An 11,500-nucleotide genomic window follows, 5' to 3' on the forward strand; every position below is an offset into this window, starting at 1 on the left:
GCCGATGACACTCATCCTTCGAAGGCCACCGGGTCGTCGCGCAGGGGCAGGACGACCGCGAGACCGTTCTCTACCTGGCCCAGATCTCCAGCCCGACCATCGCCGAAGCGGCGCAGAAGGCACTGGAGAGCGACGCCCCGGACGCCCCCACCGCGTTCCTGGAATCCGGTGCCGTCCAGGCGGCCGCGGACGACAACCGCGTCCAGATCTCCCGGATCCTGGCCACCGGGCCCGGCACCGCCGTACGGCGGGCGGTCACCGCCGCCCTCGACGACGGCTCGCCCAAGGCGCTGCACACCTTCTTCAACTCCGCCTACCAGGAAGCGCTGAAGGAGGACGACGCGGTGGCGACCGCGTCCATCCTGGCCAAGGCGGGCCCGTACACCAAGGCCCACGCGGAGGCCGCGATGGAAGGGCCCGCGTGGATACGCCGCAACTTCGTCGCCTCGGTGCAGTACAAGACCGCCCAGCTCGACCACGACTCCGCCACCCACATCGCCGCCATCCGGGGCGCGATCGCCGCGGCCGCGAAGATCGCCCACAAGGCGCAGGAGGTCGCGGCGCGCGCTCAGGAGGCGGCGGCCAAGGCCCGCAACGCGGCCAAGGACGCGCTGGAGTGGGCGGACAAGGCCAAGAAGTCGTCCGACCGCGCGGCCTCGTACGCCAAGGAGGCGAAGGACAACGCGGACGCCGCCGACAAGTCCGCCGCGGCCGCGCAGGCCTCGGCGAACGAGGCGAAGAAGGCGGCCGCCACCGCCCGGTCGGCGGCCCGGTCGGCGAACTTCTCCGCCAACCGCGCGCTGGGCGCGGCGCGCCGCGCATCGAGCACGGCTTCACCAGCAGCGAGTTCTGGGCCTCCGCCGGGAGCGCGGCCCTGGGCCTGATCACCTTCGGGCAGTCGAAGTGGATCGGCGCCGCCGGCGCCAGTAGGGTCGTGACGAAGATTACGCAGTTCGGACACGACCTCGTATCGCCGGTCACCGGCCTGCTGGGATCGCTGGGATTCTGACCCGGTCCACGCACGGCAGGCCGCGGGAGCCGGCGACTCGTACGGGTCGCCGGCCCCCGCGCCTCGCGTGCCGAAAGGATTACCCCGTGCTCGCATCCCTGCCCCTGGCCTACCTGATACTCATGGCGGCCGCGGCCACGTTCGTCTTCAGTTTCGCCATGGCCAAGTGGATACCGAGCCGCAAGGGAAAGATCGTCTTTCCCGCCGTCTCCGTCGCCTGCTGCCTGGGCATGATCCTGACCGGACAACTCCAGTACCAGCACTGGTCACCGCAGCACATGCTGGTGCTGTACTCCTTCGGCACGGTCGGGCTCACGATCGGCCTCTTCCCGTCACGCAAACTCATGCACCAGTACGCCGAGGAGATCAACCGAGGCGTGAAGCGGGAAAACTACGACGTCCCCAAGCGCTAAACCACGTTCGCCCTCTTCACCACCATCGTCATGTGCTTTGTGGCGTACGCGCTGTCGCAGTGAAGGCGGCGAGACGCGCGCGATCCGCCACCGCCCCGAGCACAGGTCCGGCAGACGAGCCCCGCAGCAGCCACAGCTTGTCGGCTATCACTGACCTTTCCGGCGTTGATGAGAGTAGTGACAGGGGATGGTGCCATGGCGCAGCCGCTGCGTCCGCCTCGGCGGGCCCCCGTCTCCGGGGACGTCGCCGCCCCAGTCACACCGACCCGCATCTCCCGGCCGGGGCCCGTGCAGGGCCCGCCCGCCGGCGCCGAACTGCCCGATCTCCGTCATCAGCGCGGCGCCCGTGGCGATGTCCTGCGGCGTCCAGCCGGTGGTGTCGAGCAGCAGGCTGTCCAGCGGGCCGCCCACCAGTTCCGCGTACGTACGGCCCGGCCGCGGACTCGGATGCGGATCGTCGAAGTTCGTGCCGTAGGCCCGGCCGCGCAGCAGCTCCTCATCCCTGTCCCTGTCCATAACCGCCAGGCTCCCAGCACCCACCGACAACGCGGGCGTCCTTCATCCCGGTCAGCAAAGGGTGGACCAGCCCGTCGACGGCGAGCTCGTACCACGGCTCGCCGCGCTTCAGACGCGGCAGCGTGGTGGTGTCGACGATCACGTAATTCCTCACCGGCAGCGTCAGCTCCCCCACCCAAGCGTTCGATCTGGACGCACTCAGGCGCGTTCATCGCCTGGCGGGCACGGCCTCAACATCACCGCGCAGGGCCCGCTCCTCTGCGTCGGCCAGCCAGACGAGGACCGGCGGCAGACCGATCTCGATCACCGCCAGCACGATCTGGAACCACTGCGGCCAGCCGTGCACGGCGAGCGAGAGCAGCCGGCCCACGCCGCCCAGCAGGAATATGCCGGCCAGCCACCGCACCGCCCGAGCCGGGATCGGACGCTGCCGTGCGGCCCAGAGCCAGGCCAGCCCGTAGCCGACGAAGACGGCCCCCATGAACCGGCCCCAACTGTCGACCGTCGCGCCGGCTGAACCGGCGCCGGGGATGGCCGCGTTGCCGAGTGCCACGTGGAACAGGCCGATCGTCGCGCAGGCCCAACCCATCAACTGCGTGAGTACGCGCAGAACCCTGGCCACAGTTCCTCCAAGCCGTCTTGGCGAAGTTTAGTTGACATGGGTCTACTACAGTGGGCGCACTAGTAGACCCATGTCAACTAAACTTCGTTCATGCCTCCCCGCCAGCGCCTCACCCCCGCCGACCGCCGCGCCCAGCTCCTCGCCGTCGGCGCACGGCTCTTCGCCGCACACCCCTACGCCGACGTGCTCATGGAGGAGGTCGCCGAAGAGGCAGGTGTGTCCCGGGCCCTGCTCTACCGCCACTTCCCCAGCAAGCACGCCCTCTTCGCAGCCGTCTACCAGCAGGGGGCAGACCAGCTACTCGCCGAGACGCGGCTCGACCCCACCGACTCGCTGGTGGAGCAGCTCATCCAGGGCATGGACGCCCACCTCGACTACTTCGTGGCGAACCGCAACACCGTCCTCGCCGCGAACCGGGTCCTCGCGGGCGACCCGGTGATCCAGACGATCATGACGAACGAGCTGGACACGCTCCGTGCGCGGCTGTTGACCGTGCTCCCCCTCGCGGACGAGAGGACCCGTGAAGCCGTGTCCGGTGTCCTGAAGAGCTGGCTGGTCTTCGTCCAGGTCCTCAGCGTCGACTGGCTCACCCATGAGACCTGTACTCGCACCCAACTGCGTGACGCCTGCATCGGCGCGGTCATCGGCGCCCTCCGGCCGCTGCTCGCCAAGGACCCCGCCCCCGACTGGCCGCCACAAGGGCCCGGCGCGGATGCCTAGGGCTGCCCTACTGCAACGCGTACGGAGGCCGACGCACTGCCCAGCGGATCGAGCCGAACGTTCGGATGGGGAAGCTGACGCTGCCGGTGGGGAATTACGTGACGTTCCACAGGTGGCCAGCACCGCGATAGTGATGCCCTCGACATCGCAGCCGCTTGCGCCCCTCCGCCGACGGCAGCGGAGAGCGAGAAGCGACCAGCGCGTCGAACAACTCGGACATGGAACACCCCCTGAGCCACACCCCACCTCCTAACCGTAAGGCGTGCGCACTTTAACCGTACATTTACCGTACGAGCCTGTTCTCGGCTGATGTCTTCAATGGAGCGGCGCAGTCACGAACCAGGGCGGTGGCGCAAGGGGTCTCTTGTCGGACCCTGGCCCGTGGCCGACCATGCGTTGCAGGCGGTTCGCTGAACCGCGGCGGAGGTGGGGGCCATGTCCAGGGGAACGGGTGGGAAGTACTGGGCGGACAAAGCACTGCCCAGTGTTTTCAAGCACGAGCTGCTCAAGCGCTACTTGCCGCAGTTCGGCGGCATGACGGGGCGCCAGTCGCATGACAAACGAGTGGTCTATCTGGACGGGTATGCCGGGGAAGGCCGCTACGAGAACGGTGCGCCGGCGTCGGCGGAGATCGCGCTGCGGGTCGCCTCGCATTTCCGTGCCCGGTACGGGGTCACGGTGGAGTGCTTCTTCACGGAGGCTCAGCAGAAGTCGTTCGAGCGGCTGGCCCAGGTGGTCGAGCACTACCGGGCAGGCGGCGTACGCGCGTACGCCCACCGGGGCGAAGTCGACGGCGTCCTCGACAGTGTGATCCAGCAGGCCTCGCGCCAGCCCTTGTTCCTCTTCCTGGACCCGTGCGGACTGGTCCTGCCTCAAGACCGGCTCGTGGACGTGCTGAAGCGGCAGCGTCCGCAGAAGTACCCGGCGACCGAGTTGCTGATGAACTTCAGCATGATGGCCGTCTGGCGTTTGGGCGGGCACGTCCGCTCCCCAAGGGAAACGAACGGTCGCTGCAGCGCTTCGACGACGTATGCGGCGGCACCTGGTGGCGCGAGTACTTCGCCGACGCGTCAGCCGCCTCCGCCCGGGCGGGCGCAGCCGAAGATGCCATCGAGGCCGTGGCCGCCGAGTACTCCCGCCGTCTGGCCCGGCGTACCGGCATGCTCGTGCAGTCGGTGCCCGTCTCGCACGATGAACGTAAACGCGCCGTGTACCGGCTGGTGTTCGCCACCCGCAGCCCGTACGGGCTCTGGGTGTTCGGTGACACCGTCGCCCGGGCCCGGGATCAGTGGTGGAAAACGCTGGATGCGCGGGAAGAGGAGAGCGGGAAACTGACGCTGTTCTCCCTGCGTCCCGACCCCGAAGAGGTCGCCGAAAGGGCAGCTCCGGAGATCGCAAAAAACCTGGAGGAACTGCTGCTGCGCACTCGTCGCCCTTTCAAGCTGGTCGACCGCACCCTGGAGGTCTTCGGCGATCACTACGGGCGGGTGACCGAACCGGCGGTGCGCAAGGCGGTACGGCTGCTGGCCGCTGCGGGCAAAACACCCAGCGACGGAGTAGGCGTGCCGAAGATCCGCGAGATCACGATCTACCCCCCGGGCCTCACGGGTTGGCCGGGCGGACGCCGGCCCGGCCCGCCCGCGGGCCCGGCCGGTCAGACCGCCGCGGGCAGCGGCATCTGATCCCAGGTGCGGCCTTCCAGCTCGCGGCCGCCGGCCTTCGGCGTGCGGCCACCCCACTGCTTGAAGAAGAAGGCCACACCGGCCTCCTGACAGGTGTCCCGGATCTGTGTCACCCACGCCTCCTCCAGCAGCCGGTGCATCGGCCCCGACTCCCCGCCGGCAATGACCCAGTCGATCGCCGTCAGCTCCAGCCCGTCCAGGGGCCCCAGCAGCGGCTCGCACGACAGGAACCTCACCGCAGCAGGCACCTGCCGCAGGTCGTCGACGCGCGGCAGTTCCTTCGCGCTCTCCACCGAGACGCCCATCCACAGGTTCGCCGGCCACTCCAGCCGGCCGGCGACCTGCCGCAGGCGCCGCGCCCGCTTGGTGAGCACCTGGTAGGTGTGCTGCGGCGTGTCGGCGATCACGTCGAAGACGCGGCGCACATGGTCGAGCGGCACCCGCGCGTGGAACAAGTCGCTCATGGAATTCACGAACACGGTGCGCGGGCTCTTCCACCCGTACGGCACATGCAGAGCGTCCGGGTGCAGAGCCAGCCCGAACCCGGGCCCGGAGGTCCGCGGATCACCGTCCGTCTGGTACTTCGGCGAGCCCATCGCCTTCAGCCGTTTCGCCAGCGCCAGCGCGTAGCAGTTGTCACATCCCGCCGAAACGCGGTCGCATCCCGTGGTCGGGTTCCACGTCGCCTCGGTCCACTCGATCGCACTGCGGTCGCTCACCGGCCGGCCCTCCATCCCCTCGAACCGAGCCTCGTCCCCGACGGTGCGGCTGCGGCCCGCCTTCTCCCCAACGAACCTGCGCACCACCGGACACCGGCATCCAACCATCCGGCGGCCATACCGTCGCCACCGCCCTGGACATCGAACCCGCGTTCCCTGTCGTGTGCCAGTGCGCGCGCTGCAATGAGCCAACCCCCGCTGCGGCATCTGGCCATAGCGGCTGATCCACCGGTCGGTCACGCGGACGGCTGGTGTCAGCTACGCGACGGTGTACTCCACGGAGGTGAGGCCGCAGTCCGCGGCCAGGCGACGCAGCGCCTTCCGGAGCCAGGATTCGATGCAACGTGCCGCTTCCCGTAGCCGACCGGGGGCGTCGACGCCCAGGCGGCGGCTCATGGGCAGGAAATGGCGGCGGTTGCTGCCCGCCCCTGAGAGACCACGTCGCGGCAGGTCCGACAGTCCGAAGCTGTGGCAGGTGAACCTCATTGCCCAGCCTCCATGAGATCTGAGGCCCTACTCGGCCGCCCAGATGCGGACAGCCGTACCGCTCGTTCCTGCCCCCTCCCTTAGGCTCGGGCGCATGCCGACCGAGGACAAACCCCAGACCGCCAAACACTGGCGGGACTGCACGGACGTGGACGACTTCCTTGAGCAGATCCGCCTACGGCCCGGCATGTGGCTGCCGGGGGGATCGCTGCACCACCTCCAGGCCGTCCTTACCGGCTACCAGGTCGCCGTCACCGTGCACAGCGTGGACGATCCCTGCGACTTCTGGCATGGCGGGGCCTTCAGCCGTTGGCTTGGGCAGCGCCTCGGCGGCACCAGTCCGCTCGGCTGGGCCTCTGACATCGAGCGCACCACTCCCCCGGGCTCCACTCCGGTCGAGGAGTTCTTCCGGCTTCTTGACGCGTACCGCCGGGATACAGCGACGGACGCTGACCGATGATCATGTGGTGGCTGTTTCCGCTCCAGGCCGGATCCCTAGCAGCGCCGACCGCCTGCTGGGGTCCGACAGCTCCGGTTCACCACGCACCGGGCACGTGGCCGGCCGATTCTCGTACAACCACGGCGAGGTGGCATGTCATCCGTACCCCTTGCCCGCCTCCCGAGGCTCTCAGCGAGGCCGACACCACCGCAGACCGGCTGCGCGGCCGGCTCGCCGAACGTGTCTGGCCACTGGCCGGAGCGCTGTAGTCCGGACCACACCGTCGGCCGGCGAGCTCCGCACCAGCACAAGTCGAGCAGCCTCGTGGGCACCGGCCCCTGGCTTGCGGCGGTGTTCACGTCACCAGATGTGCTGGTACCCGCCTGGCAGGACGCGTTCGAGGTAGTTCTCCAGGGCGGGTTTGTCCAGGGTGTTCTCCCGGCCCAGGGCCGGTGCAGGGCCCTGGCTGTCGCTGCGGTCGGGACGCCGTGCCGGTCTTCATGTCGCGCAGAACGCAGCCGATCGCGCGCTGAGCGGCGTCGGGTTGGTGCTGGATGAGCCAGTCGAGCATCCGGGCCACCTGGTGGGTCAGGGTGAGCCCCCATTCCCGCGCGCGGTCCGTCTCCTGGTCCCCCAGCCCCTGCCCGAACTGGTCCAGGACCGCGTGGCGGACGGTGTCGATGAGCAGTTCTGGCGGCAGGAAGCGGTCCAGATCGTTTGCGGCATACCAGGCCAGATCGTCGGCAATGCCCGTGACCGCCTGCTCGTTACGGTGACGCAGCACCCACCTCTTCCTGATGTCCGGCCGTTCCCACAGCATGGCGTGGAAGGACTTGGCGTACCTTTTACGCGCCGCGGCCGCGGCCAGCGAGAGGTGCGCGTCGTCCTGGCCGGCGAACATCTCGCGCACCCCCTCGGCGGAGCGGCGGCGAGCCTCGGTCCAGTCGGCGGCCACCGACTTCGACCACATGGAGCGGCCCGAGACGTTCGCCTGCGGTTGCGGGACGCTGTTCTCCCGGCGGGTGATGTAGCCGCGCAGGGTGGAGGCGGTGATGCCGGCAAGCGCGGCCATCTCCGTACGCCGATGAGCCGGCCGCCGGAGAGCTCAGGGCTGGTCACATCGGCCACGCACCAGTGAAGGGGCAGGGCCTGGTCCTGCCGGCCGTGGTGTTCGGCCCACTGGGCCAGGTGGTCGGCCCAGTTGTCCGGAGCGGCGGCCTCGGGGTCGAAGGTGGCCACCGTGGCCAGGCGGGCGCGGGAGGGATCGCCGGCGCCGTCCAGGAGACCGGCTGCGCTCACCATGAGCGCGGCTTTGGCCGGGCGGTGCTCCATGCGTTCCTCGGCCGGGTCCCAGGTCTGGCCGGGTCGGTACCAGGTGGAGTCAGCGAAACAGGCGGAAGAAGCCGCGCACCTGCTTGGCCAGCGACTCCGGCTGCTCCAACGCGGCGAAGTGGCCGCCGTGCGGCAGCTCCTCGAACCAGCGCAGGTCGGTGAACCGCAGCTCGGCCTCCCGCCTCGACGGGCGGGTGATGTCGTGCGGGTAGACCGACAGCCCGGACGGCGCGGTCACCTTGTCCCGGAAGTTGGCGAAGCTCTCCCAGTACAGGCGCGCCGACGACGTGGCCGACGCGGTGAACCAATAGACCGAGATCTCGTCGAGGATCGTCTGCCGCGACAACGCGTCCTCGGGATGGCCGTCGTTGTCCGTCCACGCCCAGAACTTCTCGGCGATCCAGGCGGCCTGCCCCGCCGGGGAGTCGGTGAGGCCGTAGCCGAGCGTCTGCGGTCGGGTCGCCTGGATCGCCGAGTACCCCCGGCCGGTGCGCTGCATCTCCTTCTCGGCCTCGAGATTCGCCAGCTCCGCGGGCGTCGGGTCGTCGAACGTGCCTGCCGCCACGGATCCCAGGTTCAGGTGGACGCCGGCGACCCGCTCGGGCGCCACCTCGCCCAGCAGCGCGGACACCGCCGAGCCCCAGTCACCGCCCTGCGCGCCGTACCGTTCGTAACCCAGCGAGACCATCAATGTGTCCCAGGCGCGCGCGGTGCGGATGATGCCCCACCCGGTCGTCGACGGTTTTTCGCTCCAGCCGTACCCGGGCAATGACGGCGCGACCACGTGGAACGCGTCCGCCGGGTCACCGCCGTGCGCGCGCGGGTCGGTCAGCGGGCCGAGAACCTGCAGGAATTCGAGCACCGAACCCGGCCAACCGTGCGTGAGCACGAGCGGGAACGCGTCCGGCTCCGGCGAGCGGACGTGCAGGAAGTGGATGCCCAGCCCGTCGATGGTGTCGCGGTACTGCGGGAACACGTTCAGCCGCTCGGCGAACCCGAAGTCGTAGTCCTCGGCCCAGCTGCGGCACAGCTCCTGCGTATACGCCAGCGGCAGCCCCTGTGACCAGTCGTCCACCGGCTCGCGCTCGGGCCACCGTGTCCGTCGCAATCGTTCACGCAGGTCCGCGATCTCGGCTTCGGTGATGCCGACCTCGAACGGCTCGGCGGGCATGGCAAGGCTCCTTGCTGGTCAAGGCGTTATCGGATCAGATGCGGGTGGACTGCCGGCGCGGGCTCCCACGCGTGGCGTCGGGTTCGGGACGGCGGTCGGCGGTAGGGCGCCGGGTCAGGCTGAGGACGAGTCCGGCCAGGGGAAGTGCCGCGAGCACGGTGAGGGCCACCGGCGGCGGCACGAGGCCGGGCAGACCTGCGACAGCGGCCGGACCGATCCCGCCGCCCAGGGCGTTCATGAAGTTGAGCAGGCCCTGGGCGGTGTGGCGGTCGTCCGCGGCGACCAGGTCCGGCGCGAGGCTCACCAGTACGGCTTGGGCGCCGGCAAACCCCCACACGGTCAACGCCGTGCCGACGATGAACGGGATCGGCCCGGTGGAGACCGCGACCACGAGCACGCCGATGACGGTGAGTGCCGCAAGCCCGGTCGACACCTGCCAGCCGGTGAACCGGCCGGTCAAGGTGCCGACCAACCGCCCCGGCTGGCACCGAGCAGGCGCCGGCCGGGACCAGGAGCACGCCGGCTTCCAGGGGGGCCACCGCCTGTGGCCTGCTCGATCAGGGACGGGGCGCGGAACAGCACCCCGTAGTAGCCGGCGAAGACGGTCGCGCCGATGAGCCCGGCCGCCAGGAAGCCACGGGATGCGATCACCCGCCGCGGCACGAACCCGTCGGGCGTGCTTCGCACGCGCCACCACAGTCCCACGGCGGCGAGCGCCCCGGCAGCAGCCACGACGAGCGTGACCGGAGTGGGCAGGCCGACCGAGTGTGCCTGCAGCAACGTGATCAAGGAGCCGGCGAGTACCGACAGCACGGCCGCGCCGACGATATCGAGGGGCCCGGTCGAGCCGTTTCGCTCGCCGCTACCGTCCCGCGTCAGTGCGAGCCTACTCGGCCATGCAACCAGCAGGAGGGGCAGCGCGAGGGCCGGGATCGCGAGTACGGCACGCCACCCGAGCCATGCGGTCACCGCCCCGCCCAACAGCGTCCCGCACCCCGACGCCGTCGCGCTGGCGGCCGCGATGATTCCCAGGGCGCGGATTCGTTGCCGCCCGGGAAGGGCGGTGGCCGCGGCAAAGACGGCGATCACGGTCGTGCCCGCCCCGGCGCCGCCGATCAGTCGGCCGACGACCACGACGGGCAGCGTCGGCCCTCCCCCGGCGAGAGCGGAGCCCGCGGCGAGCGCCACGACCCCGGCGACGAGGACCTGGAAGGGGCTCCAGCGGGCCAGCAGCCGGCCCGCGACCGGCATCGCGAGCGCGGAGGTCAGCGACCACGCGGCGAGAATCCATGCGGTGGCCCCGAACGGCACCGCGAGTGCGCGGCCGATGGCCGGCAGGGCCACCGACGGCGCTCCCAGTGCCACATACATCGGCAGCACCAGCATCCCCCAAGTCAGCCCCAGCCGACGCCCGTCCGGGGCGTCCGTTCGCTCCGGTGCCGGGGCCCCTCCGGACGGGATGGCCTGCGGCGTCGTCCCCTGCCGAGTACGTTGTGACACGCTAAAGCTCCTTTGCGTGTAACGTTATGGAGCAGCGAGGAGGCACGTCAAATGAAGAATGCGCATTACAGCCCAGAGGAGGTCCAGACGGCCGTCGACCTCGCCAACACCTTGAGGCCGATCAAGGGAGAGGACGCGCTCGAAACCGTGGAGCAGCTCCGGGACTTCCTTGACGATCATCCCGTAGCGGTGCCTCCGGGTTCGGCCGCGGACCAAAGAACCGGTCCGCGGCATCTCACCCGCGCCGACCTGGCGGAAGTCCGCGCGTTGCGCGCGACGGTGCGTGAGGTGCTCGAACGGGCGAACGCGGACGCGGACGAAGCTGCGGCTCTGATCAACGACGGTCTGCGTCGCAGCCGCGCCACCCCCGTACTGCGCCACGAGGACGACCGCTGGTGGACCGAGGTGGCTTCCGACACCGACCGCTGCTCGACTCACCTTGCCGCGACTACGCTCAGCGCACTGGCCTCTGTGATCGCCACGCTCGGTCCCGCTCGTCTCGGCGTATGTGCCGGGCCGACCTGCCGGGCCACCTTCGTGGACCTCTCGCGCAACGGCTCGAAGCAGTACTGCACCCGAACCTGCTCACACCGGGCCAGCGTCGCGGCCTACCGGAGCCGGCGCAGCCCGCGTTGAGCGGGCGGCCTGACGCAAGGTGGAGAGCGAGGCCCGCAGCGTGGCGAACACCGCGCGGGTGGAGACGTGGGAGACCATCCGCACGAGCCAATTCGCCGGACAGTTCCGCGACGTCGGCGCACAGAAGACCGCGCCGGACGACGTCGCCACCGTCACCGGCGACTGGCGAAGATACGCGAGCAACTGCCCGGCATCGAGATCCGTCTCGATCGGCGCGATGCCCAGACGCTTGGCTTCGTTCACGTTCAGCAGCAG

General features: G+C 70.0%; 17 protein-coding genes and 1 pseudogene. 7 read left to right on the forward strand and 11 right to left on the reverse strand.

Annotated features, from left to right (window positions below; genetic code table 11):
• Positions 1–11: 11 nt before the first annotated feature.
• Positions 12–296: a hypothetical protein gene (locus tag EJG53_RS41960; protein WP_244954894.1), complete on the reverse strand. Its 285-nt coding sequence runs from the start codon at positions 294–296 to the stop codon at positions 12–14.
• Here EJG53_RS41960 and EJG53_RS00485 point away from each other — a divergent pair.
• Both EJG53_RS00485 and EJG53_RS00490 read left to right on the forward strand, forming a co-directional pair.
• Positions 219–884: a hypothetical protein gene (locus EJG53_RS00485; protein WP_244955566.1), complete on the forward strand. Its 666-nt coding sequence runs from the start codon at positions 219–221 to the stop codon at positions 882–884. The genes EJG53_RS41960 and EJG53_RS00485 overlap by 78 nt on opposite strands.
• 211 nt (positions 885–1,095) lie before the next feature.
• Entirely contained in the window at positions 1,096–1,422 is a 327-nt protein-coding gene (locus EJG53_RS00490; RefSeq protein ID WP_125042865.1) for a hypothetical protein, read from the forward strand.
• Positions 1,423–1,659: 237 nt separating this feature from the next.
• Here EJG53_RS00490 and EJG53_RS00495 read toward each other — a convergent pair.
• The 3 genes and pseudogenes from EJG53_RS00495 to EJG53_RS00500 form a co-directional block, all read right to left on the reverse strand.
• Positions 1,660–1,938 (reverse strand): annotated as a pseudogene (locus EJG53_RS00495) (hypothetical protein); the annotation flags it as partial.
• The gene (locus EJG53_RS40530; protein ID WP_154806349.1) at positions 1,919–2,080 is read right to left on the reverse strand and encodes a hypothetical protein; all 162 of its coding nucleotides are present in this window, start codon (positions 2,078–2,080) and stop codon (positions 1,919–1,921) included. The gene EJG53_RS40530 and the pseudogene EJG53_RS00495, both read right to left, overlap by 20 nt.
• A 66-nt stretch (positions 2,081–2,146) precedes the next feature.
• On the reverse strand, positions 2,147–2,560 hold the full coding sequence (locus tag EJG53_RS00500; RefSeq protein ID WP_125042867.1) for a DUF4345 domain-containing protein: 414 nt from the start codon (positions 2,558–2,560) through the stop codon (positions 2,147–2,149).
• A gap of 90 nt (positions 2,561–2,650) precedes the next feature.
• On the opposite strand from EJG53_RS00500, the gene EJG53_RS00505 reads away from it, so the two are divergent.
• The 3 genes from EJG53_RS00505 (at position 2,651) to EJG53_RS43745 (ending at position 4,962) form a co-directional block, all read left to right on the forward strand.
• Positions 2,651–3,280, forward strand: a complete 630-nt coding sequence (locus EJG53_RS00505) for a TetR/AcrR family transcriptional regulator (RefSeq protein WP_125042869.1) — start codon at positions 2,651–2,653, stop codon at positions 3,278–3,280.
• A gap of 534 nt (positions 3,281–3,814) precedes the next feature.
• Positions 3,815–4,615, forward strand: coding sequence for a three-Cys-motif partner protein TcmP (gene tcmP / locus EJG53_RS43740; RefSeq protein ID WP_371858779.1), 801 nt, complete (start codon positions 3,815–3,817; stop codon positions 4,613–4,615).
• Entirely contained in the window at positions 4,534–4,962 is a 429-nt protein-coding gene (locus EJG53_RS43745; protein ID WP_174856348.1) for a hypothetical protein, read from the forward strand. Before tcmP ends, EJG53_RS43745 begins: the two co-directional genes overlap by 82 nt.
• On the opposite strand, the gene EJG53_RS00520 is transcribed toward EJG53_RS43745, so the two are convergent.
• Entirely contained in the window at positions 4,935–5,681 is a 747-nt protein-coding gene (locus EJG53_RS00520; RefSeq protein ID WP_125042873.1) for a DUF5131 family protein, read from the reverse strand. The two genes, EJG53_RS43745 and EJG53_RS00520, sit on opposite strands and share 28 nt — an antisense overlap.
• Before the next feature lie 258 nt (positions 5,682–5,939).
• A complete protein-coding gene (locus EJG53_RS00525; RefSeq protein ID WP_125042875.1) occupies positions 5,940–6,167 on the reverse strand; it encodes a hypothetical protein in 228 nt (75 codons plus the stop codon).
• 94 nt (positions 6,168–6,261) lie between these two features.
• Between EJG53_RS00525 and EJG53_RS00530 the strand changes: the two genes are divergently transcribed.
• On the forward strand, positions 6,262–6,627 hold the full coding sequence (locus EJG53_RS00530) for a hypothetical protein (RefSeq protein ID WP_174856349.1): 366 nt from the start codon (positions 6,262–6,264) through the stop codon (positions 6,625–6,627).
• Between the two features lie 334 nt (positions 6,628–6,961).
• On the opposite strand, the gene EJG53_RS00535 is transcribed toward EJG53_RS00530, so the two are convergent.
• From EJG53_RS00535 to EJG53_RS41975, 4 genes are all read right to left on the reverse strand, one after another.
• Positions 6,962–7,678: a hypothetical protein gene (locus tag EJG53_RS00535; protein ID WP_125042876.1), complete on the reverse strand. Its 717-nt coding sequence runs from the start codon at positions 7,676–7,678 to the stop codon at positions 6,962–6,964.
• A 309-nt stretch (positions 7,679–7,987) separates the two neighbouring features.
• Entirely contained in the window at positions 7,988–9,109 is a 1,122-nt protein-coding gene (locus tag EJG53_RS00540) for an epoxide hydrolase family protein (RefSeq protein WP_125042878.1), read from the reverse strand.
• Between the two features lie 34 nt (positions 9,110–9,143).
• Entirely contained in the window at positions 9,144–9,569 is a 426-nt protein-coding gene (locus tag EJG53_RS41970) for an MFS transporter (protein WP_244954896.1), read from the reverse strand.
• Positions 9,566–10,495: an MFS transporter gene (locus EJG53_RS41975; protein ID WP_244954897.1), complete on the reverse strand. Its 930-nt coding sequence runs from the start codon at positions 10,493–10,495 to the stop codon at positions 9,566–9,568. The genes EJG53_RS41970 and EJG53_RS41975 overlap by 4 nt, the downstream gene beginning before the upstream one ends.
• 165 nt (positions 10,496–10,660) lie before the next feature.
• Here EJG53_RS41975 and EJG53_RS00550 point away from each other — a divergent pair, with 165 nt between their 5' ends.
• The gene (locus EJG53_RS00550; RefSeq protein ID WP_125042880.1) at positions 10,661–11,245 is read left to right on the forward strand and encodes a CGNR zinc finger domain-containing protein; all 585 of its coding nucleotides are present in this window, start codon (positions 10,661–10,663) and stop codon (positions 11,243–11,245) included.
• On the opposite strand, the gene EJG53_RS00555 is transcribed toward EJG53_RS00550, so the two are convergent.
• Entirely contained in the window at positions 11,195–11,488 is a 294-nt protein-coding gene (locus tag EJG53_RS00555; RefSeq protein ID WP_125042882.1) for a hypothetical protein, read from the reverse strand. The genes EJG53_RS00550 and EJG53_RS00555 overlap by 51 nt on opposite strands.
• Between the last annotated feature and the right edge of the window lie 12 nt (positions 11,489–11,500).

The sequence above is a fragment of the Streptomyces chrestomyceticus JCM 4735 genome (assembly GCF_003865135.1).
Lineage (GTDB): Bacteria > Actinomycetota > Actinomycetes > Streptomycetales > Streptomycetaceae > Streptomyces > Streptomyces chrestomyceticus.

Coding starts and splice junctions, on each gene's coding strand:
- EJG53_RS00505 (WP_125042869.1), top strand. CDS start 2,651: ATGCCTCCCCGCCAGCGCCTCACCCCCGCCGACCGCCGCGCCCAGCTC.
- EJG53_RS41975 (WP_244954897.1), bottom strand. CDS start 10,495: ATGCTGGTGCTGCCGATGTATGTGGCACTGGGAGCGCCGTCGGTGGCC.
- EJG53_RS00540 (WP_125042878.1), bottom strand. CDS start 9,109: ATGCCCGCCGAGCCGTTCGAGGTCGGCATCACCGAAGCCGAGATCGCG.
- tcmP (WP_371858779.1), top strand. CDS start 3,815: ATGACGGGGCGCCAGTCGCATGACAAACGAGTGGTCTATCTGGACGGG.
- EJG53_RS00530 (WP_174856349.1), top strand. CDS start 6,262: ATGCCGACCGAGGACAAACCCCAGACCGCCAAACACTGGCGGGACTGC.
- EJG53_RS00550 (WP_125042880.1), top strand. CDS start 10,661: ATGAAGAATGCGCATTACAGCCCAGAGGAGGTCCAGACGGCCGTCGAC.
- EJG53_RS00535 (WP_125042876.1), bottom strand. CDS start 7,678: ATGGCCGCGCTTGCCGGCATCACCGCCTCCACCCTGCGCGGCTACATC.
- EJG53_RS00525 (WP_125042875.1), bottom strand. CDS start 6,167: ATGAGGTTCACCTGCCACAGCTTCGGACTGTCGGACCTGCCGCGACGT.